Here is a 20,409-nt window from a genome sequence, read left to right as displayed (position 1 = left end):
CGGTCAGGCGTCGAAGACCTCGGCCACCAGCTGGGCCTGCTCGGCCTCGTGGCGCTTCTTCGAACCCACCGCCGGGGACGAGCCGTGCGGCCGCGAGATGCGGCGCAGGCGCTCGCCGTGCGGGATGTCCGCGCCGACCGCCAGGTCGAGGTGGTCGATCAGGTTGAGCGCGATGAACGGCCAGGCACCCTGGTTCGCCGGCTCCTCCTGGGCCCACAGGTACTTCTCGGCGTTCGGGTACTTGGAGATCTCGGCCTGGAGCTCCGCACCCGGCAGCGGGTAGAGGCGCTCGAGGCGGATGATCGCCGTGTCCGTGACGCCGCGCTTCTGACGCTCGGCGTCCAGGTCGTAGTAGACCTTGCCCGAGCAGAAGACGACCTTGCGGACCGCGTTCGCCTCGACCGAGGCGTCACCGATCACCGGGCGGAAGCCGCCGGTGGTGAACTCCTCCGCCTTCGACGCGGCGGCCTTCAGGCGCAGCATCGACTTCGGCGTGAAGACGACCAGCGGCTTGTGGTGCGGGTTGTGCACCTGCCACCGCAGGAGGTGGAAGTAGTTCGACGGCAGCGTCGGCATGGCGACCGTCATGTTGTTCTGCGCGCACAGCTGGAGGAAGCGCTCCGGGCGGGCCGAGGAGTGGTCCGGGCCCTGGCCCTCGTAACCGTGCGGCAGCAGCAGCGTGACGCCGGAGGTCTGGCCCCACTTCTGCTCGGCCGAGGAGATGAACTCGTCCACGACGGTCTGAGCGCCGTTGACGAAGTCACCGAACTGGGCCTCCCACATGACCAGGGCGTCCGGGCGGGCCAGCGAGTAGCCGTACTCGAAGCCCATCGCCGCGTACTCGCTGAGCAGCGAGTCGTAGACGTTGTAGCGGGCCTGTTCGTCGGAGAGGTACTGCAGCGGGGTGTAGTCCTCGCCGGTCTCCTGGTCCACCAGCACCGCGTGGCGCTGGCCGAAGGTGCCGCGGCGGGTGTCCTGGCCGGCGAGCCGGACCGGGGTGCCCTCCATCAGCAGCGAACCGATGGCGAGGGTCTCGCCCATGCCCCAGTCGATCGTGCCGTCGTCGACGGAGGCGGCACGGCGCTGGAGCTGCGGCATCAGGCGCGGGTGCACCTTGACGCGGTCGGGGATGTTGACCTGCGACTCGGCGATCCGCTTCACGATCTCCTGGGAGACCGCGGTGGTGACGGCGACGGGGAACTCGGCCTGCGCCTCGGGGCTGTGCGCCGGGCCGGGCTGCGAGGTGGCCTCGCGGACCTCCGCGAACACCTTCTCCAGCTGGCCCTGGAAGTCCTGGAGCGCCTGCTCCGCCTCTTCCAGCGTGATGTCGCCGCGACCGATCAGCGACTCGGTGTAGAGCTTGCGCACCGAGCGCTTCTTGTCGATCAGGTTGTACATCTGCGGGTTGGTGAACTGCGGGTTGTCGCCCTCGTTGTGACCGCGGCGGCGGTAGCAGATGAGGTCGATCACGACGTCCTTGTTGAACGTCTGGCGGAACTCGAAGGCCAGCCGCGCCACGCGGACCACGGCCTCCGGGTCGTCGCCGTTCACATGGAAGATCGGCGCCTCGATCATGCGGGCCACGTCGGTCGCGTACATCGACGAACGCGACGACTCCGGGGCGGCGGTGAAGCCGACCTGGTTGTTGATGACGATGTGGACCGTGCCGCCGGTGCGGTAGCCGCGCAGCTGCGACATGTTGAGCGTCTCGGCGACGACACCCTGGCCCGCGAAGGCCGCGTCACCGTGCAGGGCGACGGGCAGGACGGTGAAGTCCGTGCCGCCCTTGTTGATGACGTCCTGCTTGGCGCGGACGACACCCTCCAGGACCGGGTCGACCGCCTCCAGGTGCGAGGGGTTGGCGACCAGGGAGACCTTGATCTGCTCGCCGTCCAGGCCGGTGAAGGTGCCCTCGGCGCCCAGGTGGTACTTCACGTCGCCGGAGCCGTGCATCGACTTCGGGTCGAGGTTGCCCTCGAACTCGCGGAAGATCTGCGCGTACGACTTGCCGACGATGTTCGCCAGGACGTTGAGGCGGCCGCGGTGGGCCATGCCGATGACGACCTCGTCGAGGCGCGACTCGGCGGCCGAGTCGATGACCGCGTCCAGCAGCGGGATGACGGACTCGCCGCCCTCCAGGGAGAACCGCTTCTGCCCGACGTACTTGGTCTGGAGGAACGTCTCGAACGCCTCGGCCGCGTTGAGGCGGCGCAGGATCCGCAGCTGCTCCTCGCGCTCCGGCTTGGAGTGGGGGCGCTCGACGCGGTCCTGGATCCACTTGCGCTGCTTGGGGTCCTGGATGTGCATGAACTCGATGCCGGTGGTGCGGCAGTACGAGTCGCGCAGCACACCGAGGATGTCGCGCAGCTTCATCATGGACTTGCCGCCGAAGCCGCCGACCGCGAACTCCCGCTCCAGGTCCCAGAGCGTCAGGCCGTGCTCGGTGATGTCCAGGTCGGGGTGCTTGCGCTGGCGGTACTCCAACGGGTCGGTGTCGGCCATGACGTGGCCGCGGACCCGGTAGGAGTGGATCAGCTCGAAGACGCGCGCGGCCTTGGTGACGTCGTCGTCGTGCGACGCGTCGATGTCCTTGAGCCAGCGGACCGGCTCGTAGGGGATGCGCAGCGACTCGAAGACGTCGTCGTAGAAGCCGTTCTCGCCGAGCAGCAGGTTCGCGACGATACGGAGGAACTCGCCCGACGCGGCGCCCTGGATGACCCGGTGGTCGTACGTCGAGGTGAGGGTCATCACCTTGGAGATGCCCAGCTTGTTCAGGGTGTCCTGCGAGGTGCCCTGGAACTCGGCCGGGTAGTCCATCGAACCGACGCCCATGATGACCGACTGACCGGGCATCAGACGCGGCACGGAGTGCACGGTGCCGAGGCCGCCGGGGTTGGTCAGCGAGACGGTGACGCCGGTGAAGTCGTCCATCGTCAGCTTGTTGTTGCGGGCGCGGCGGACGATGTCCTCGTACGCCTGCCAGAACTCGAAGAAGCCGAGCGTCTCGGCCTTCTTGATGCCCGCGACGACCAGCTGGCGCTCGCCGTTCGGCTTGACCAGGTCGATCGCCAGACCGAAGTTGACGTGCTCCGGCTTGACCAGGACCGGCTTGCCGTCCTTCTCCCCGTAGGAGTAGTTCATCGACGGCATGGCCTTGATGGCCTGCACCATCGCGTACCCGATGAGGTGCGTGAAGGAGATCTTCCCGCCGCGGGCCCGCTTGAGGTGGTTGTTGATGACGATGCGGTTGTCGAACAGCAGCTTCACCGGGACGGCGCGGACCGAGGTGGCGGTCGGCAGCTCCAGCGAGGCGTTCATGTTCTTGGCGACCGCGGCGGCCGGGCCGCGCAGCGGCACGTACTCGGGGCCGGACGGGGCCTCGGTGGCCGGCTGCGCCTTGGCGGCGGCGGGCTTCGCGGCCGGGGCCTTCGCGGCGGGAGCGGGCGCGGCGGGGGCGGGCGCGGCCTTCGCGGCCGGGGCCTGGGCGGCGGGCGCGGGCTGTGCGGCGGGGGCGGCAGCGGCCTGTGCGGGTGCCGCTGCTGCCGGCTGCGCCGGGGTGGCCGGGGCCTGGGCCGGCGCCGGGGTCGCGGGCGCGGTGTTCGCAGCCCCCGCGGCTACGGCACCCTCGCCCGCGGGCTTGTCCGCCGAGCCGGACGAGGCGCCCGGCTTGTAGTCGGCGAAGAAGTCCCACCAGGCACGGTCGACCGAATTCGGGTCCTGGAGGTACTGCTGGTAGATCTCGTCGACGAGCCACTCATTGGCACCGAACGCGGCGGCAGGGTTCGAAGGACCCTGCCCGTCCTGGTCGGTCGAGATACTCGAGTTACTGGGGGACTGAGACGACACGGCGGCAACCGCCCTCTTCCGCTTCACAAGGTGATGGACAGCGGAAATAAAGGCTACGCCTCCCGGGCCGGGACGTGCAGGCCGGGCATGCCATCGTCGCGTAGATCACATCTGAGGGCGTGTTTCGGGGCTGGAAATGGCGGGAAACAAGCGTGGTTGCCCTGCGAATGGGTAGGGGGCGGCGCGGCTGCGGCCCCTGACGGCGCACACCCTCGACCGCGTCCTGCCCATCTCTACGCAGAACGAGCCCCTCCGGTTCGAACCCTACGTCAACCGCGCTGCTGCGGGATCCCTGGAAGAGTGACCTGGATACGGCATCCACGTGCGGATTCGGCCACCCCGATGCGTCCGCCGTGCAGATCGACCGCCCAGCGGGCGATCGCCAGGCCCAGTCCCGTACCGCCGTCGCTGCCCGGGCCGTGGGGTGAGGGGACGCTGCCCCGGTTGAACCGCTCGAAGACCTTGTGCCGTTCCGACTCCGGGATGCCCGGGCCCTCGTCCACCACTTCCAGGTCCAGCGACTCCGGCTGCCGCCCGCGCCGGGCCCGCACCGTCACACGGCCGTGCGGCGGCGAGTGCTTCACCGCGTTGTCGATCAGGTTCGCCACCACCTGGTGCAGCCGCTCGCTGTCCGCGTGCGCGGTCAGCTCGGGCGGCGACACGTCCAGGTGCAGATGCACATCCGTACGGGTGTGACGGCCCGAGCCGGAGTCCAGCCCGCGCTGCGCGGCGGCCAGGTTGGCCTCCTTGAGCACCCCCGACAGGTACGGCCACACCTCGAAGCGCCGCGACCGGAGTGGTACGACACCGTTGTCGAGCCGTGACAGATCCAGCAGCGTCTCCACCAGCCGGCCCAGCCGCTCGGTCTGCTTCAGCGCCGTGCGCATGGTCTCGGGGTCGGCGGCCGAGACGCCGTCCACGACGTTCTCCAGCACCGCGCGCAGCGCCGCGATCGGGGTGCGCAGCTCGTGCGAGACATTGGCCACCAGCTCCTTGCGGTGCCGGTCCACCGCCTCCAGGTCGTCGGCCATGCGGTTGATCGTGCAGGCCAGGTCGCCGAGCTCGTCACGGCGGTCGGCGCCGCGCACCCGGCGGGTGTAGTCGCCGTGCGAGATGGACTTCGCCACCGTGTTCATCTCGTCCAGCGGCGCGGTCAGGCCGTGCGCCACGAACTGGGTGATCAGCAGCGTGGCGATCACGGAGAAGACGGTGATGAAGCGCAGCTCGGTCTCCGTGCGCAGAGCTACCATCAGCAGGCCGGTCGTGATGAAGACCGAGACGACGACGAGTGTGCCCAGTTTGGTCTTGATCGAGATCGAGACCGAGCGCAGCCGGGACCGGAGCGATCTCATGGCGCGGGGGTCTCCAGCGCGTACCCGACACCGTGGACCGTACGGATCCGCTCGGCACCGATCTTGCGGCGCAGCGCCTTGATGTGGCTGTCCACGGTCCGGGTGCCCGACGCGTCCGCCCAGTCCCACACCTCGGCGAGCAGCTGTTCGCGCGAGAGGACCGCGCGGGGCGTGTTCGCCAGGCAGACCAGCAGGTCGAACTCGGTCGGCGTGAGGTGGACGTCCTCGCCCTTGACCCGTACGCGCCGCTGCGCGTGGTCGATCTCCAGCTCGCCGAGCCGCAGTATGCCGCTGCGCGGCGTCACCGCGGCCAGCGCCGCCCGCTCGACCCGCCGCAGCAGGACGTGCACCCGGGCGGCGAGCTCCCGCATCGAGAACGGCTTGGTCATGTAGTCGTCGGCGCCGACCCCGAGGCCGACCAGCATGTCGGTCTCGTCGTCGCGGGCCGTCAGCATCAGCACCGGCACCGGCCGCTGGGCCTGGACCCGGCGGCACACCTCCAGGCCGTCGAAGCCCGGCAGCATGACGTCCAGGACCATCAGGTCGGGCTGCCACGCTTCGGCGGCGTCCACGGCCGCCGGGCCGTCGGTGGCCGTCTGCACCAGGAAGCCCTCGGCCCGCAACCGGGCGGAGATGGCCTCGACGATGGTGGTGTCGTCCTCGACGACCAGCACGCGGCGCTGTGTGCCCGGCGCGACCGCCGTGCCGTTGTGGCTGGTGTGTGTCTGCTCCATCGCCCCGCCCCTGTCGCGTCCTGCGCGAGCGTGTAGATCCGTGTGTTCGATCAGCAGCGTAAAGGCACCGACCGCGTCCCGGCTACGCAGGGCGAACGGCGAGGTGGACCACGTCCGGTACGCCCCGGGCAACCGCGACCTCTTCGGTTCTTACCCCGCTGAACCCGGCATTCCGCAATGACTCTTCGAAATCGGCGGACGGCTGGGCGGACCAGACGGCGAGCACTCCGCCGGGGTTCAGGCGGGCCGCGCAGGCCGCCAGACCGGCCGGTGAGTAGAGGCTGTCGTTGTCCTCCGTGACGGTCCAGTCGGGGCCGTTGTCGATGTCCAGGCAGAGCGCGTCGAACGTGTCGGGGGAGGTGCGGACGTACTCGACCAGGTCGGCGTGGACCAGTACCGTCCGCGGGTCGGCGAGCGCCTCGCCGGAGATCCGGGCGAGCGGCCCTCCGCGGTGCCAGTCGATGATCGCCTCTTCGCGCTCCACGACGGCGATACGCCCCCAGGCGGGCTCGGCGGCCGCGTGCGCCAGCGAGAACCCCACGCCGAGTCCGCCGACGAGCACCGACGGATGCGGCCGGGCCCCGAGCGCCCCGAGGGCGGCGTCGATCAGCAGCCGCTCGGACCGGCCGTCGGAGGTGTCCATCAGGAACGTGCCGTTGGCGATGATCTCGAAGTCGTCCCCGCGTCGGCGCAGGACCACCTCGCCGTACGGTCCGTCCCGGCGGTCGAGCGTCACGGGTGTTCGCGCGTCTGTCGTCACAGCCATGATCCTCAGCGTAGCGAGGGGCGGGCCCGCCGCTGTGACCTATGTCATGGACGGGGTCGCACATGATCGCGTTGGCTGGGGCAAGGCATGATCCGGGGGAGCTGCGCCAGGGGTCTGCCCGAGGGGTTCGTGCGGGGGTTGTGCGGGGGTTTGTCGACAAGAGGAAAGGGCGGCCTCGCGGTGCACCAGCTCCGGACGCGCGGTACGGATGACGGCGTCGAGCTGCTGGAGCACATCCCGCGCCAGCGCACGGCCGCCGCTACCGTCACCGCTCCGGTTTCCGGCCCGGTTCCCGCCCCGGTGGCCCGCAGGCCCGCCCGGTGGCGCCGTGCCGCGCGGCTGCTGCCCACGCCCACCGGTACACCGTTCACCTTCGGCTACGCCCTCGTCCTGGCCGCCACCTCGCTGTTCGCCGAGTACGGCGACCCCCGGACCGTCGCCGCGCTGCTGCACGCCTCCAGCACCGACGTCGCCCATCTGTCCCGTACGCCGCTGCTCGTGCTGGTCGCCAGCGCGCTCTGGGTGGCGGGTGGCCTGTTCTCGCCGTACGCCGTCGGGTTCGTCTTCGTCCTGACGGCGCTGGAGCGCCGCATCGGGGCGTGGCGGACGGCCGCCGTGTTCCTGGTGGGGCATGTGGTGGCCACGCTGGCGACGGAGATCCCGGTCGGGCTGTCCGTACTGGCCGGGCACCTGCCGGACTCGTCCCTGCACCGGCTCGACTACGGCATCAGTTTCGGCCTGATGGCGTCCGTCGGGGCGTTGGCAGGGCTGCTCAGCCCGGTGCCGCGCGCCCTCGTGCTGGCATGGGTGTCGGCGATGCTGCTCCAGGACCTGCTGGCCTTCGAGGACCCCCTCACCAACTGGGGCCACCCGCTGGCGCTGGTGATCGGCCTCGGTTGCCGGCCCTTGCTGCGCCGGACGACCGGGCGCCTCTGACTCCTGCCCCTCGGCTCCGCACGATCTCGCTCGGCGGCCCGTTCGGCGCCGTCCGGCCGCGCGGTGCTCCGCCCGGCGGTGGCCCCCGGCTCCGCCGCGGCCGCCGGGGCGCCACGAGGGAGACCCCCTCCCCGGACCGGGCAGATGTAATGGCTTACGAGGGCAGGGGGCTGTTACGCGCCGGGTGGCGGTGAGGCGCCCGAGGGTTTCTGTCCGTCAAAAGGTGACAAAAGGTGCGTAGTTGGTCACTCCTTGTTTCACTGACGCCGAGGCTGCCGGGTTCCGGCGCCCGTCGCGGAGCACAGCGGAAGAAGGAGAAAGAACGCAGCATGAAGATCACGAGCAGCACCCTCAAGCGGCTGGCCGTCCCGGCCCTGGTCGCGGGCCTGGCCCTGCCCCTCGCCGGTGCGACGCCGGCCGGCTCCGCCGAGGCGGGCGCCACGGTCACCCGCTACAGCGGGACGGTCACGCTCAACGCGCGTGCCGGAGTGGAGAACAAGGTCACCTTCTCCGCCAACGCGGCCCGCGAGCTGGTGGTCCGCGACACCTCCGGTCTCAAGATCGGGCCCGGGTGCAGGCGCGCCGGGACCGACGGCACCACCGCCGTCTGCGGTTCGCTGGCCGCCGTCACGCGGGTCCGGGCGATGGTCCGCGACGCCGACGACGTCGTACGGGTCAACGTGGCCGAGGCCAGCACGGTCGACGCCGGCAACGGCCGGGACCTGGTGCAGACCGGCGCGGCCAACGACACGATCAACGTCCGGGACGGGGAGGGCGGTGACCGGGTGGAGACCTGCGGTGGCGGCACCCATGACACCTTCTTCGCGGACCGGGCCGACGTCATCCCCATGACCTGCGAGAACCGGTTCTTCGAGTAGTCCCGGCCCCTTCGGGCCGCCTCCGGCCCGGGGTGTGGCGCCCGCCGTGCACGGGCCGCCGCACCCCGGGCCGAGGTGTGCCGGCGGCTCAGGGGCGAGGCGCCTTCACGCCGTGCACGGCCTCGTACTCGGCCGCGAGCCACGGCCCCAGGCCGTCGACGAGGACGGCGAACGCGGCCGGGTCCGCCCCTGCCGGGTCGCGCCCCACGGCCACGGCCATCCGCATCTGGGCCGCCCGCTCCGGGTAATGGGCGGCGAACGCCTCCGTCATCTCGTCCAGGTCACTCGTCCAGTCGCCCCAGCGCGGCATCACCAGCGTGAAGCCGGTACGCACCAGATGGCGGCCCACCCAGCGGCCCAGCCGCGCGCGCTCCGCGCCCGTCGTGGCCCCGGCCGCCCGCTGCCGCCAGCGCGGCAGGAGCAGGGCGAGGTCCCCATTCGTCTCGCGGGCGAGCAGCGACGTGGGCCGGTAGCGGGGCAGCCGCCCGGCGAGGTCCTCACCCAGCAGCGGGGTGCACAGGCAGGCGACGAAGAAGCCCAGGTCGTAGCGTTCGCGCTCGCTCAGCAGGGTGGGCGCGCCGAAGAGCAGGGTCCCGACGCCGTCGATCTGCGGGAAGCGGCGGTCCAGTTCCGCGTCCATGCCGGCCGCGGCGTCCCGGTCGGCGTCGGTGGGCTCCTCGTGCAGGGCGATCAGCAGGTCGAGGTCCGAGACGCCGGGCGTGGCGGTGCCGCGGGGAACGCTGCCGTACAGATACGCGCTGTGGAGTCGTGCGGGGCCGAAGGTCTTCCCGATCCGTACGCGCGCGGCGTCGACCACCGGGACGAAGGCCTCCGGTACACGGTCGAGCGAGACCTCACGGGCCAGAGTGCCGTCCTCGTTCAGCATGCGCCCCACTCTGCCCCTCCGGGCTGCGCGTGTCGGCTACCAGTGGCGTGCGCAGGTGATGTCCGCGACGCCATCAGCCGGCCGACGGTGCCCGGCGGAGGCGTCTCACAAGGCTGTGGGGCCAGGCCCGTCGTAGTAGCCCGGACGAGCCAGGAGGACGGAACCGAAGTAGTACCCCTGCTCTTCGTCGGGCTGGTCGTCGGCCTCGAAGGGGCGCCAGAAGCTGAGCAGCAGATCTGGTGCGACGAACGACGCGGAGTCCTCCGGATCGGGGGTGACGGTGGTGAGCGCGGCCATGCGCGTCACCACCTCACGGGCCGGCAGGGCGAAGACGTCGACGCCGCGGAAGAGCACGGAATCCGACGGGTCGGACGGTCGTCCGAACTCCACGGACTCCAGTCGGTCGCGCACACAGCCGATGCTGATCATCAAGCCGCTCGGGCGGACGATGTGCTGTCCTGCGCGGTCGGACGGCGAGTGCTCCTCGGAGGCGCGCAGCGACTGGAGCGCGCTGTCGGCTTCTCGCCGTGACATGCCGATCCGCAGGGGGCCCACACCTGTGGGCGGAACGAGCGCGAAGTCCATGGGCGCATGGTGCCACGAGCGGTTTCGAGGAGTGGGGGCGAGAGGCCGGGGGCCGGTCGGGGCCTCTCTTCGCGCTCGTGCGAGACCTCGTCCACGCCGAGCTGACGGTGCCTGCCGGGCCAGGTTCACCGCTACAGGACACGAGAGGGTGATCGCTCACAGCGAACATCCATGGGGAACACTGCGGCTGTCATAAGCATTGAGTGTGTACAGCTCAACTTGACTGCCGAAGGGGAGATCATGGCATCGACGTCCACACCGCTCACCCTGCCCGTGCTGCCGCTCGACGATGAGGTCGTGCTGCCCGGGATGGTGGTGCCACTGGACCTGTCCGACTCCGAGGTGCGAGCCGCGGTGGAGGCCGCCCAGGCCGCCGCCCGGTCGTCGGGAGCGCAGGGCAAGCCCAAGGTCCTGCTGGTGCCGCGCATCGACGGGACGTACGCGGGGATCGGCGTCCTCGGCACCGTCGAGCAGGTCGGGCGGCTCTCCGACGGCGACCCCGGCGCGCTCATCCGCGGCCGTGGCCGTGTGAAGATCGGCGCCGGTACGACCGGCCCGGGCGCCGCCCTGTGGGTCGAGGGCACCACCGTCGAGGAATCGGTCCCCGACCCGCTGCCCGGGCAGATCACCGATCTGGTCAAGGAGTACAAGGCGCTCGCCACCAGCTGGCTCAAGAAGCGCGGTGCCTGGCAGGTCGTCGACCGGGTCCAGCAGATCGACGGCGTCTCCGCCCTCGCCGACAACTCCGGCTACTCGCCCTTCCTGACCGTGGCCCAGAAGGTCGAACTGCTGGAGACCGAGGACCCCGTGGCCCGCCTCAAGCTCGCCACCGAGCAGCTGCGCGACCACCTCGCCGAGCAGGACATCGCCGAGTCCATCGCCAAGGACGTCCAGGAAGGCGTCGACAAGCAGCAGCGGGAGTTCCTGCTGCGCCGCCAGCTCGAAGCCGTACGCAAGGAGCTGCGCGAGCTCAACGGAGAGAAGGACGGTGAGGAGTCCGACGACTACCGGGCCCGCGTCGAGGCCGCCGACCTCCCCGAGAAGGTGCGCGAAGCCGCCCTCAAGGAGGTCGACAAGCTGGAGCGGTCCAGCGACCAGAACCCCGAGACCGCCTGGATCCGCACCTGGCTCGACACGGTCCTGGAGATGCCGTGGCACGAGCGCACCGAGGACAGCTACGACATCAAGGGCGCCAAGCAGGTCCTCGACGCCGAGCACGCCGGCCTGGAGGACGTGAAGGAGCGCATCACCGAGTACCTGGCGGTACGCAAGCGGCGCGCCGACCGCGGCCTCGGCGTATTCGTGGGCGGGCGGCAGAAGGAAGGGGCGGCGCGAAGCGCCTCGGTTGAGGGTGGTGGTGGGAGACGGGCGGGCGGCGCGGTCCTCGCGCTGGTGGGCCCGCCCGGCGTCGGGAAGACGAGCCTCGGTGAGAGCGTCGCGCACGCGATGGGACGGAAGTTCGTACGGGTCGCCCTCGGCGGCGTACGCGACGAGGCGGAGATCCGCGGCCACCGGCGTACGTACGTGGGCGCCCTGCCGGGCCGGATCGTGCGGGCCGTCAAGGAGGCGGGGTCGATGAACCCGGTGGTCCTGCTCGACGAGATCGACAAGGTCGGCTCCGACTTCCGGGGCGACCCGGCGGCCGCGCTGCTTGAGGTCCTCGACCCGGCGCAGAACCACACCTTCCGCGACCACTACCTGGAGGTCGAACTCGACCTGTCCGACGTGGTCTTCCTCGCCACCGCCAACGTCCTGGAGGCCATCCCCGAGGCGCTCGCCGACCGGATGGAGATCGTCCGCCTCGACGGCTACACCGAGGACGAGAAGGTCGTCATCGCCCGTGACCACCTCGTGCCGCGCCAGCTGGAGCGGGCGGGCCTGGAGAGCGGCGAGGTGACGCTGGACGAGTCGGCGCTGCGCAAGCTCGCGGGCGAGTACACCCGTGAGGCGGGCGTCCGGAACCTGGAGCGGTCCATCGCCCGGCTGCTGCGCAAGGTCGCCGCCAAGCACGAACTGGGCGACCAGGAGTTGCCGTTCACCATCGGCGAGGGCGACCTGCGCGGGCTCATCGGACGGCCGCACCATGTGCCCGAGTCCGCCCAGGACCCGGCCGAGCGCCGCACCTCCGTACCCGGCGTCGCCACCGGCCTCGCCGTCACCGGCGCGGGCGGTGACGTCCTGTTCGTGGAGGCGTCGCTGGCCGATCCGGAGACCGGCGCGGCGGGACTGACGCTGACCGGCCAGCTCGGTGACGTGATGAAGGAGTCCGCGCAGATCGCCCTGAGCTTCCTGCGCTCGCACGGCGCCGAACTGGAGCTGCCCGTCACCGGCCTGAAGGACCGGGGCGTGCACATCCACTTCCCGGCGGGCGCGGTGCCCAAGGACGGCCCGAGCGCGGGGATCACGATGACGACGGCGCTCGCGTCGCTGCTGTCCGGGCGGCTGGTCCGTACCGATGTGGCGATGACCGGCGAGGTGTCGCTGACCGGGCGGGTGCTGCCGATCGGCGGCGTGAAGCAGAAGCTGCTGGCCGCGCACCGGGCGGGCGTCACGACGGTGATCATCCCCAAGCGGAACGAGGCCGACCTGGACGACGTCCCGGCCGAAATCCTCGACAAGCTGGAGGTCCACCCGGTCACCGACGTCCGCCAGGTGCTGGAACTCGCCCTGTCGCCCGCGACGACGGCCCGAAGCGCCGAACCCGTCGCGGCCTGACGCCCGCAGAGCGCCGAACCCGTCGCGGCCTGACGCCCGCGCGGAGAGCCCCGTGGTGCACCGCCACCACGGGGATCCCGTGCGCCCTCACGCACCGGAGGCCTTCACCGCCCGGTCGTACAGTGCCTTCGTCCGGGCGTCGAAGAGGACCGCCGTCGATTCCGTGTCCGTGTCCCCGCCGCTCAGGACGCCGATGAGGCGGCCGTCGGCGAGCCAGGGGCTGCCGCTCGTGCCGTCGAAGAAGCCCCCGCACTCCATCAGCATCGAGCCCGCCAGGTCCGGGTCCCGCCGGGTGTCGGTGGTGCAGGCGATGGGGCCGTCGGCCGGATTGCGGTCCTTGTTGGGGTAGCCGACCACCGTCACGCGCCGCTCGGGACCCGACGCCCAGTCCGGCCGCGCCGCGCCCACCACCTGCTGCACCTGACGGCCCCGGCCGTCCGGGTCCAGCGTCAGGAAGGCGTAGTCATGCGCGTCCGCGTCGTCACCGGCGGCCTTCCACGCGTCGGCCACCTGCACCGTACGCACCTTCCACCTGCCGTACGGAGCCGGGTTCTTGCCCTTGCCCCGGTAGGCGGGGGCGAACGAGAAGTCCGCGCTCGCCGCGCCGTCCGCGTACACACAGTGCGCGGCGGTCGCGACGACGTTGCCCTTCGGGCTGTCCACCACACTCGCGGTGCACCAGTGGCCGTCCTCGTCGAGCAGCACCCCCACCGTCGGCAGCCCCGCGGACGGCGCCGCCGAACGCTGCGGCGCCGGCGGCCCGCTCGCCGCGGCCTCGACGTCCGGGCGCGGGGCCGAATGCGACGGACCCCCGCACGCGGTGGCGGTGGTCACGACGGCGACGATCCACAGCAACGGCCTCTTCCAGCGCATACGGCCCATCCTTGCCCATCGGCACACCGCTCAGCCATCCAGCCATCCCCGGGACGAGACCCGCGCCCCCGCCTGGAACCGCGTCCGGGCACCCAGCGACTCCAGCAGGCGGCTGATCCGCCGCCGCACCGTGTGCACATGGACACCCAGCCGCCGGGCGATCGCCTCGTCCTTGAGCCCCGCCGCGAGCAGCGCCAGCAACTCCCGCTCCGGTCCGGGCAGCGCGCCCGCCCCGTCCTCCTCCGCGCCCAGCGGCCCGGCCCGTTCCCACACGGCCTCGAACAGCGGCACCAGCGCCCCGCACAGCAGCCCGTCGCCGATCACCAGCGCGGCCGCGCGTGGACCGGCGGCGTCCGTCGGCGGCAGCAGCGTGACGCGCCGGTCCACCGCCACCAGCCTCGCCGGGACGTCCGCGGCGACCCGTAACCGAAGCCCGCGCCGCACCAGGCCGGTCAGCGCCCGCACCCGCCCCGGGTCCGCGAGCCCCGCCCGGTCCAGTACCGCCCGCACCTCCACGCCCCGCGCCAGCAGCGACTCGACGTCCAGCGCGGTGAACGGCGGCCGGTCCAGGACGACGACCTCCCGCTCCGCGCCGTGCAGCAGCCGCCCGGCCCGCTCGGCGATGGCCCGGCGCCCCGTCACCACCTCGACACGCCCCCGCTCACCACCCCCCTGGGCGTTCGCGTCCCCCGCGAGCCGGTCCGCGGCCATCCGCAACCGCGCCAGCTCGGCCGACTTCAGGTGCAGTTCCGCCTGACGGCGGTGGATCAACGTACGGATGGCCGCGGCGGGCGCGGCCGGGTGCGGCAGCGCGTCGCCGGCGACGGGCGGATCGGGCGGCCGGGCGAAACCGTGCTCGACGAGCCGGTCCAGCGCCACGTCCAGCCGCTCGCGCGGCAGGTCGAGCAGTCGCGCCAACTCGTCCGCCCCGTCCGCCTGTTCCTTCAGCAGTGCCTCGTAGGCGCGCTCCTCGGTCCTGCCCAGGCCGAGAGTGGTCAGTTCTCCCTGGATCATGCGTGGGATTCTCACTCCGCATTCACAGGCCACACAAGTGTGCGTGTCCACTTCTCAACCCCCGCCGTCCGTTGCCGCGTTGCTGCGCCACGGCTTGCATGGCCATGACCGCCTGAACGGCTGACCAGCACGTGGGAGGGGTACGGACTGTGCGCAAACCCAGCACGCCCGGCACAACCGGCACGCAATCGGCGAGAACCGGCATACGGGCGGCGGCCCGGGGAGCGGCGCTGCTCGCCGCCGCGGGGCTCCTGATCACCGCGGTTCCGGCTTCGGCGGCGACCCCGCCGGCCGCCGAACCGCCCGCCGACGTCATCCCGGGGGCGCGGACCGCGACCCCCGCGCTCGTCGACGGCATCCGGGAAGCGGCTGACGCCGAGGCGAGCCCGGCGGACGCGGCGCGCGGCCACCTGGCCGCCAAGGAGAGCCGCTACAAGATCGCCGAACCGGGGCGCGATCTCGCCCCCGTACAGACGCTCAAGCGCGGCGCGGAGGAGACCGTACGGCTCCAGCAGAAGCACAAGGGCGTGCCGGTGCTCGGCGGGCAGTACGTGGTGCGCATGGAGACCAAGGGCGGCGAACGGGTCGTCACCGGCACCTCCGGCAAGTACTTCACGGGCCTGACGACCGGCGTGGACCCGGCCGTGGCCAAGGACGTCGCGGTGCGCCGCGCGGTCGCCGCCGTCCAGAGCCGGCTCGGCGGCCACCGGCTGTCCAGGGCCGACGCGACGAAGACCACGCCGCTGCAAGGCACCACCGGGGGACTGGTGGTCGTCCCGCGGGGCGAGGGTGTGCTCACGTACCACGTGACCGTCCGCGGTACGCACCCGGTGACCGGTGCGCCGGTGCTCCAGCACGTGTACATGGACGCGCGGGCCGGGTTCCCGGTGCTCCAGTTCAGCGGCATCAAGACGATCACCCCGCCCAAGGCCCCGACGGGAACGGCCGCGAAGAAGGCGGACACCCCGGCCGACCCGGGCACCGGGACCACCGGCAGCGGCACGCTGCTGAACGGCACCAAGGTGGACCTCCACGTCCGCAAGGCCGCCGACGACCGGTACGTGATGGCCGACCACGCCCGGATGGCGGACGGCAGCAAGAACGCCCTGACCACCTGGGACGCCCGCGACAAGGACGTCTACGAGGTCCTGGGCGGCTGGCCGGGCGACCTCAAGGAGTTCGGCTCGCCCCGCGCGGAGTTCGGCAAGGACGCCACCGACGCGGGCGCGGTCGACGCGCACTGGGCGGCCGGACAGGTCTACGACTACTACAAGAAGCATCACGCCAGGGACGGCCTCGACGGGCGCGGCTCGGCCGTCAACTCCCTGGTGGGCGTGACCGAGATGGGCCTGCCGTACGTCAACGCCTCCTGGGACGGCACCAAGATGGTGTACGGCTCCGGCGACAGCGAGTACAAGCCGCTCTCCGCCGACCTCGACGTGGTCGGACACGAGATGACCCACGGCGTCGTCGAGAACACCGCCAACCTGGTCTACGCCGGCCAGTCCGGCGCCCTCAACGAGGCCGTGGCCGACTACTTCGGCAACGCCATCGACGTCACGCAGGCCGGCATCCCGATGGACCACCCGGACTCGGGCCTCATCGGCGAGGACCTGTGCCGCAAGGCCACGCCCCGCGCCTGCGCGCTGCGCGACCTCAATGACGGTGCCACCACCTCCAAGGACTTCCTCGGCGCCACCTTCGGCACCGACAACGGCGGGGTGCACCTCAACTCGACCGTCTTCTCCGGCGCTCTGTGGGACATGCGCCAGGACCTGGGCGCCGAGCTGGCCGACCGTGTCGTGTACAAGGCCCTGACCGAGTACATGACCCCGCTGGACGGCTTCACCGACGGCCGCAACGCGGTCCTCGCGGCGGCCAAGGACCTCGGTGTCACCGGCCGGCTGCTCAATGCCGCCAAGCGGTCCTTCAACGCCCACGGCATCGTCGCGGGCTGGGAGGAGGCGCTGGGCGTCGACTCCGACGAGCTGTTCGGCCAGCTGAACATCTCCGGCACCGGGGTGCAGGCGGGCGGCGGCTGGTGGACGGTCGCCAAGTCCAACGACGACGGCACCGAGCCGTACTCCGTCTACGCCGGCCGTGCGGACGGCAACGGCACGCCGAAGCTCATCAGCCCCAACGACGGCCGCTACCACGTCCACCCGGCCACGGACGGAAAGACCGTCGTCTGGGCGGCGTACGGCGCGGCGAGCGTGGACATCCTGTCCCGGCCGATCGCGGGCGGACCCGTCAAGAGGCTGTACTCGTCCACCACGTCGGACGTCGCCGGGCTGCGGGTCGAGAACGGCGTGACGGTCTTCGAGACGCTCGGCCTGTTCACCCGCCATGTCGTCCACCTGCGCCCGGGCGACGTCACGCCCACGTACGTGGACGGCGGCGACGAGGACGTCCTCACCGGGCTCCCGTCGATCGCCCACGGCAAGGTCGCGTACGCCAAGCTCTACCCGGAGGGCGGCGACTACCGCCTCGGCGTGGAGCTCCTGGACCTGAGGACCGGGAAGAAGACCATGACCGAGCGGCTGGACGAGCCGCAGACCGTGGGGCAGACCGGCCTCAACGGCAGCCACGTCTTCTGGCTCACCGACGAGAACACCGCCGACGAGGGCCGGATGGGCATCCGCCGGGCGAACCTCGACGGCACCGGCGCGTACGACATCAGCGCCGAGGGCAAGCCGGGCGCGTTGATCGCCGCCGATCTGACGGTCTCGGAGTCGGCGGTCACGGTCAACGCGTCCCTGCCGGACAGCGCGTACCGCAACGAGACCCTGCCGAAGAACTGGCAGCTGACCACCGACGGCACCCGCAAGGAGCGCGTCTCCTGCAACCGCGGCGAGCAGCTCTCCCCGGCGGCCCTCGCAGGCACCCAGGTGGTCTGGATCGACGGCACGACCGGCTGGACGAACCTCGTCACCCGCACCCGCCCGGCCGGCCGCTGCGGCTGACGCCGCCGCTGCCCGCCGTGCCCGCCGCTTCCCCGACAGCCCCCCGGCGCCCCTCCGCGCCGGGGGGCTCCCTCATGCGCCGACCCCGTGCAGCCCGCCGCCATGACGCCGCGCACGGGAAGCCGGCCCCCGGAAGGGGGTCACCGTGCCGCCCTCGGTCCCTGCCTGCGAAATACTGGCCGATGACTGGTCAAGCCGCGGCAATGGCCGCCGCCGAAACCGGATCTCACCAGCCGAGGAAAGCGCGCGAGGGGTGCTGACGTGCAGGGAAGCCGTACGGGGAGTGACGCCGAAGGCGACGAGGGATGCGGGGTGCACCGTGAATTCCTCGCCCTGGAGCGGGAATTGTCCGTCTTTCTGCGCCGCGCCCGCGCCTCGTCCGGCGAAATGGCCCGCGAGGTCCACCCCGAACTGGAACCCGCCGCCTACGGCCTGCTCGTGCGCCTGGACGAGGCCGGCACCCAGCGGGCCACCGAGCTCGCCGGCTACTTCGGGGTCGGCAAGGCCACCATGAGCCGCCAGCTGCGTGCCCTGGAGGACCTCGGGCTCGTCGCCCGCGCCCCGGACCCCGCCGACGGCCGCGCCTCCCTCGTCCGCCTCACCGACGAGGGCCGCAGCCGCTTCCGCCATGTACGCGACGCCCGCCGCGCCCGCTACGTACGCAAGCTCGCCGACTGGGACCGCGCCGAGGTCGCCGAGCTGGCCCGGCTGTTGCACCAGTTCAACGCCTCGGCCGAGAGCTGACGCCCTGGCGGCGGGCCCACCGGGCGAAGGGCGGATATTTTACGCACTCGATAACGGGCCGACGGTGGCCGGACGCGCACCCTCACCTCCATCATCGACCGATGATCAAGAACGTTCTCGGCGTGGCCCTCGCGGGCGCCGCGCTCCTCGCAACCGCCACCGCGGCCCCCGTCCAGGCTTCCGTCCAGGCCCACGCCCAGGAGACCGACTGGCAGCGCGTCGGTGACGACATCACCTCCGGCATCAGCGGCATCGCCGTCGACGGCGTACACGACGGCACGGCGGAACTGCTCGCCGTACGGGACAGCAAGAAGCCCGGTGAGAACCGGCTCGTGGCCCTGCGTCACCGCGCGGGCGGCCAGCCCTCGCAGCGCCCGGTGGCCTGGGCGGGGGAGCCGGCGGTGGACCTGGAGGCGATCGACGCCGTCCCCGGCCGGCCCCACGAGTACGTCGCCCTGGCCAGCGGCGGAACGGCGTACCGGATCCGCTGGGAGGGGCACACCGCCCGGGTGCTGGCCGCGTTCCCCGTACCCGGCGTCTCCCCGGACGACAACTACGAGGGATTCGCCCTCACCGCCTCCCGTGGTGGGAAGATCCTCGCGGTGTGGGCCGACCGCGGTCAGGACGACCGTCCGGCGACCCTGTCCGCCGCGGAATGGGACCCGCGCGGCAACACGTTCGGCGAGCCGGTCTCGGCGGAGTTCCGCGTCCCGTACCCGGCCCACGACGTGCGCCACATATCGGATGTGAAGGTCTCCGCCGGCGGCCGGGTGACGGTCTCCTCGGCGTCGGACCCGGGTGACGACGGCCCGTACGACTCGGTCCTCTTCGACGCCGGCCGGGTGACGTCCGGCCACGGCGACAACCGCGTCCACCTGGCCGTGCACCGGTCCCCGCACCGGCTCGCGACCTTCCCCGGCCACAAGATCGAGGCCCTGGCGTGCCTGCCCCACTCCCGCGAGGGCGTCGTGGGCACGGACGACGAGAACGACGGCGGTGCGATCGCCACGGCGGACTTCTGCCGCCCGTGACCGGGTGACCGGGTGAGCGGGGGCCGGCGGGCCGTCAGAGTCCGACGTGGACCACCGTCGCGTCGTCGTGCCTCTTCCAGCGGTACGCGTACGAGGGCGACGCCTCCAGCTCCCGCACCCGCGCGATCAGCCCGCGCGGGCCCTCCTTGTCCACCACGGCGAAGCAGTCCGCCCAGTCGCCCATTCCGAACACCTCCGTCCAGCGCGTCGCCCCGTCCGTCATGGCGACCAGCGCCCGCACCTCGGCCGACGGCACCCGGCCGGTGACCGCGCGGGTCGCCACCGACGGGTCGGCGGCCGCGGTGAAGAAGCCGCCCTCCTTGTTCCGCACGGTCGTGTCGGTGATCGCGTGGGACGCCAGCGAGCCGGGGGGCAGCCGGTCGAGCCGGTCGTCCACCACCGCCCGCACCGCCCCCTCCGGCGACCGGAGCAGCAGCACCGAGTCGGCCAGCACCAGATACTCGACGTTCGAAGCGTCCCAGCGCGCCAGAACCACCGTCGCCTGGGGCGTACGTACGTGAGAAAGGTCACACGAGCCGCGGTGGGCGTCCGCGGTGCGCCGGATTGCCTCCGACAGGATCTCGGCCAACGTCAGGTCCGGGCGTGAACCGGACAGTTCGGTCAGCGCGCCGCCCAGTCTCGCGGTGAACCAGGGCACCGAGTGCACACAACCGTCATCGTCGATCGGCGGTGTCACCCCGTCCAGCACCACCAGCGCCCCGCCCTGCCCGGACGCGGGAAGCACCACGGAAGCCCAGTCCTCGTTGGGGCGTTCCGGCGCGCCCGGGACGGAGGAGATCTCGGTATGCATGGGTTCCAGTCTGCATGACTTCTTCACACGGCCCACAAAAGGCCGGAATGGGCCTGTACCAGCAGGTCAGTGTGCGGGTAGAGGTCGGAATCCGGCCCTCCGGCAACCTGCGGGCGGGCATCCTGCCAAAGCCCGCGTAGATCTTTCAACCCGTCCCCCCGCACATCCCTCGGGCATGCGCCCGGGAGAGTTGTTCGCCAACTCCGGAGTGTTGTTCACTCGTTCGGGTGGCGGAGTGGCCGACGTGTGCCCCCTTCAACAACCGCGCTGGAATG

15 protein-coding genes are annotated in these 20,409 nt (G+C 71.8%); 6 read left to right on the top strand and 9 right to left on the bottom strand.

Annotation, left to right across the window (positions count from 1 at the left end; genetic code table 11):
- Positions 1 to 3: 3 nt before the first annotated feature.
- From ABT360_RS12910 to ABT360_RS12895, 4 genes are all read right to left on the bottom strand, one after another.
- Positions 4 to 3,846, bottom strand: a complete 3,843-nt coding sequence (locus ABT360_RS12910; RefSeq protein ID WP_351814414.1) for a multifunctional oxoglutarate decarboxylase/oxoglutarate dehydrogenase thiamine pyrophosphate-binding subunit/dihydrolipoyllysine-residue succinyltransferase subunit — start codon at positions 3,844 to 3,846, stop codon at positions 4 to 6.
- Positions 3,847 to 4,115: 269 nt separating this feature from the next.
- Positions 4,116 to 5,198: a HAMP domain-containing sensor histidine kinase gene (locus ABT360_RS12905; protein WP_351814412.1), complete on the bottom strand. Its 1,083-nt coding sequence runs from the start codon at positions 5,196 to 5,198 to the stop codon at positions 4,116 to 4,118.
- Positions 5,195 to 5,932, bottom strand: coding sequence for a response regulator transcription factor (locus ABT360_RS12900; RefSeq protein ID WP_073754293.1), 738 nt, complete (start codon positions 5,930 to 5,932; stop codon positions 5,195 to 5,197). The genes ABT360_RS12905 and ABT360_RS12900 overlap by 4 nt, the downstream gene beginning before the upstream one ends.
- Positions 5,933 to 6,014: 82 nt before the next feature.
- Positions 6,015 to 6,698: a spermidine synthase gene (locus tag ABT360_RS12895; protein WP_351814410.1), complete on the bottom strand. Its 684-nt coding sequence runs from the start codon at positions 6,696 to 6,698 to the stop codon at positions 6,015 to 6,017.
- 180 nt (positions 6,699 to 6,878) lie between these two features.
- Here ABT360_RS12895 and ABT360_RS12890 point away from each other — a divergent pair, with 180 nt between their 5' ends.
- Together ABT360_RS12890 and ABT360_RS12885 are read left to right on the top strand one after the other, a co-directional pair.
- Positions 6,879 to 7,634: a rhomboid-like protein gene (locus ABT360_RS12890; RefSeq protein ID WP_444852233.1), complete on the top strand. Its 756-nt coding sequence runs from the start codon at positions 6,879 to 6,881 to the stop codon at positions 7,632 to 7,634.
- Positions 7,635 to 7,963: 329 nt separating this feature from the next.
- Positions 7,964 to 8,512, top strand: coding sequence for a hypothetical protein (locus tag ABT360_RS12885; RefSeq protein ID WP_351814408.1), 549 nt, complete (start codon positions 7,964 to 7,966; stop codon positions 8,510 to 8,512).
- A gap of 88 nt (positions 8,513 to 8,600) precedes the next feature.
- Here ABT360_RS12885 and ABT360_RS12880 read toward each other — a convergent pair whose 3' ends face one another.
- Positions 8,601 to 9,398, bottom strand: a complete 798-nt coding sequence (locus tag ABT360_RS12880) for a nucleotidyltransferase domain-containing protein (protein ID WP_351814406.1) — start codon at positions 9,396 to 9,398, stop codon at positions 8,601 to 8,603.
- A 105-nt stretch (positions 9,399 to 9,503) separates the two neighbouring features.
- Positions 9,504 to 9,983, bottom strand: coding sequence for a hypothetical protein (locus ABT360_RS12875; RefSeq protein WP_351814404.1), 480 nt, complete (start codon positions 9,981 to 9,983; stop codon positions 9,504 to 9,506).
- Positions 9,984 to 10,223: 240 nt separating this feature from the next.
- On the opposite strand from ABT360_RS12875, the gene lon reads away from it, so the two are divergent.
- Positions 10,224 to 12,698 (top strand): endopeptidase La, encoded by a 2,475-nt coding sequence (gene lon / locus ABT360_RS12870; protein WP_351814402.1) that lies wholly within the window; start codon positions 10,224 to 10,226, stop codon positions 12,696 to 12,698.
- Between the two features lie 87 nt (positions 12,699 to 12,785).
- On the opposite strand, the gene ABT360_RS12865 is transcribed toward lon, so the two are convergent.
- A complete protein-coding gene (locus ABT360_RS12865) occupies positions 12,786 to 13,571 on the bottom strand; it encodes a trypsin-like serine protease (protein ID WP_351814400.1) in 786 nt (261 codons plus the stop codon).
- A 30-nt stretch (positions 13,572 to 13,601) separates the two neighbouring features.
- The gene (locus ABT360_RS12860) at positions 13,602 to 14,585 is read right to left on the bottom strand and encodes a helix-turn-helix domain-containing protein (protein ID WP_351814398.1); all 984 of its coding nucleotides are present in this window, start codon (positions 14,583 to 14,585) and stop codon (positions 13,602 to 13,604) included.
- 203 nt (positions 14,586 to 14,788) lie between these two features.
- Between ABT360_RS12860 and ABT360_RS12855 the strand changes: the two genes are divergently transcribed.
- From ABT360_RS12855 to ABT360_RS12845, 3 genes are all read left to right on the top strand, one after another.
- Positions 14,789 to 17,548, top strand: coding sequence for a M4 family metallopeptidase (locus tag ABT360_RS12855; RefSeq protein ID WP_351814479.1), 2,760 nt, complete (start codon positions 14,789 to 14,791; stop codon positions 17,546 to 17,548).
- Positions 17,549 to 17,809: 261 nt separating this feature from the next.
- Positions 17,810 to 18,292, top strand: coding sequence for a MarR family winged helix-turn-helix transcriptional regulator (locus ABT360_RS12850; RefSeq protein WP_444852232.1), 483 nt, complete (start codon positions 17,810 to 17,812; stop codon positions 18,290 to 18,292).
- Positions 18,293 to 18,393: 101 nt separating this feature from the next.
- Entirely contained in the window at positions 18,394 to 19,323 is a 930-nt protein-coding gene (locus ABT360_RS12845; RefSeq protein ID WP_351814395.1) for a hypothetical protein, read from the top strand.
- A gap of 34 nt (positions 19,324 to 19,357) precedes the next feature.
- Here ABT360_RS12845 and ABT360_RS12840 read toward each other — a convergent pair whose 3' ends face one another.
- Positions 19,358 to 20,134, bottom strand: coding sequence for a hypothetical protein (locus ABT360_RS12840; RefSeq protein ID WP_351814393.1), 777 nt, complete (start codon positions 20,132 to 20,134; stop codon positions 19,358 to 19,360).
- Positions 20,135 to 20,409: the final 275 nt, after the last annotated feature.

It is taken from the genome of Streptomyces sp. NPDC000229 (genome assembly GCF_040300825.1).
GTDB lineage: Bacteria > Actinomycetota > Actinomycetes > Streptomycetales > Streptomycetaceae > Streptomyces.
The sequence above is the reverse complement of the archived record's forward strand: the minus strand, read 5'-3'. Positions and strand labels throughout refer to the sequence as shown.

Coding starts and splice junctions, on each gene's coding strand:
- lon (WP_351814402.1), top strand. CDS start 10,224: ATGGCATCGACGTCCACACCGCTCACCCTGCCCGTGCTGCCGCTCGAC.
- ABT360_RS12885 (WP_351814408.1), top strand. CDS start 7,964: ATGAAGATCACGAGCAGCACCCTCAAGCGGCTGGCCGTCCCGGCCCTG.
- ABT360_RS12880 (WP_351814406.1), bottom strand. CDS start 9,398: ATGCTGAACGAGGACGGCACTCTGGCCCGTGAGGTCTCGCTCGACCGT.
- ABT360_RS12845 (WP_351814395.1), top strand. CDS start 18,394: ATGATCAAGAACGTTCTCGGCGTGGCCCTCGCGGGCGCCGCGCTCCTC.
- ABT360_RS12895 (WP_351814410.1), bottom strand. CDS start 6,698: ATGGCTGTGACGACAGACGCGCGAACACCCGTGACGCTCGACCGCCGG.
- ABT360_RS12900 (WP_073754293.1), bottom strand. CDS start 5,932: ATGGAGCAGACACACACCAGCCACAACGGCACGGCGGTCGCGCCGGGC.
- ABT360_RS12905 (WP_351814412.1), bottom strand. CDS start 5,198: ATGAGATCGCTCCGGTCCCGGCTGCGCTCGGTCTCGATCTCGATCAAG.
- ABT360_RS12865 (WP_351814400.1), bottom strand. CDS start 13,571: ATGCGCTGGAAGAGGCCGTTGCTGTGGATCGTCGCCGTCGTGACCACC.
- ABT360_RS12860 (WP_351814398.1), bottom strand. CDS start 14,585: ATGATCCAGGGAGAACTGACCACTCTCGGCCTGGGCAGGACCGAGGAG.
- ABT360_RS12840 (WP_351814393.1), bottom strand. CDS start 20,134: ATGCATACCGAGATCTCCTCCGTCCCGGGCGCGCCGGAACGCCCCAAC.
- ABT360_RS12875 (WP_351814404.1), bottom strand. CDS start 9,983: ATGGACTTCGCGCTCGTTCCGCCCACAGGTGTGGGCCCCCTGCGGATC.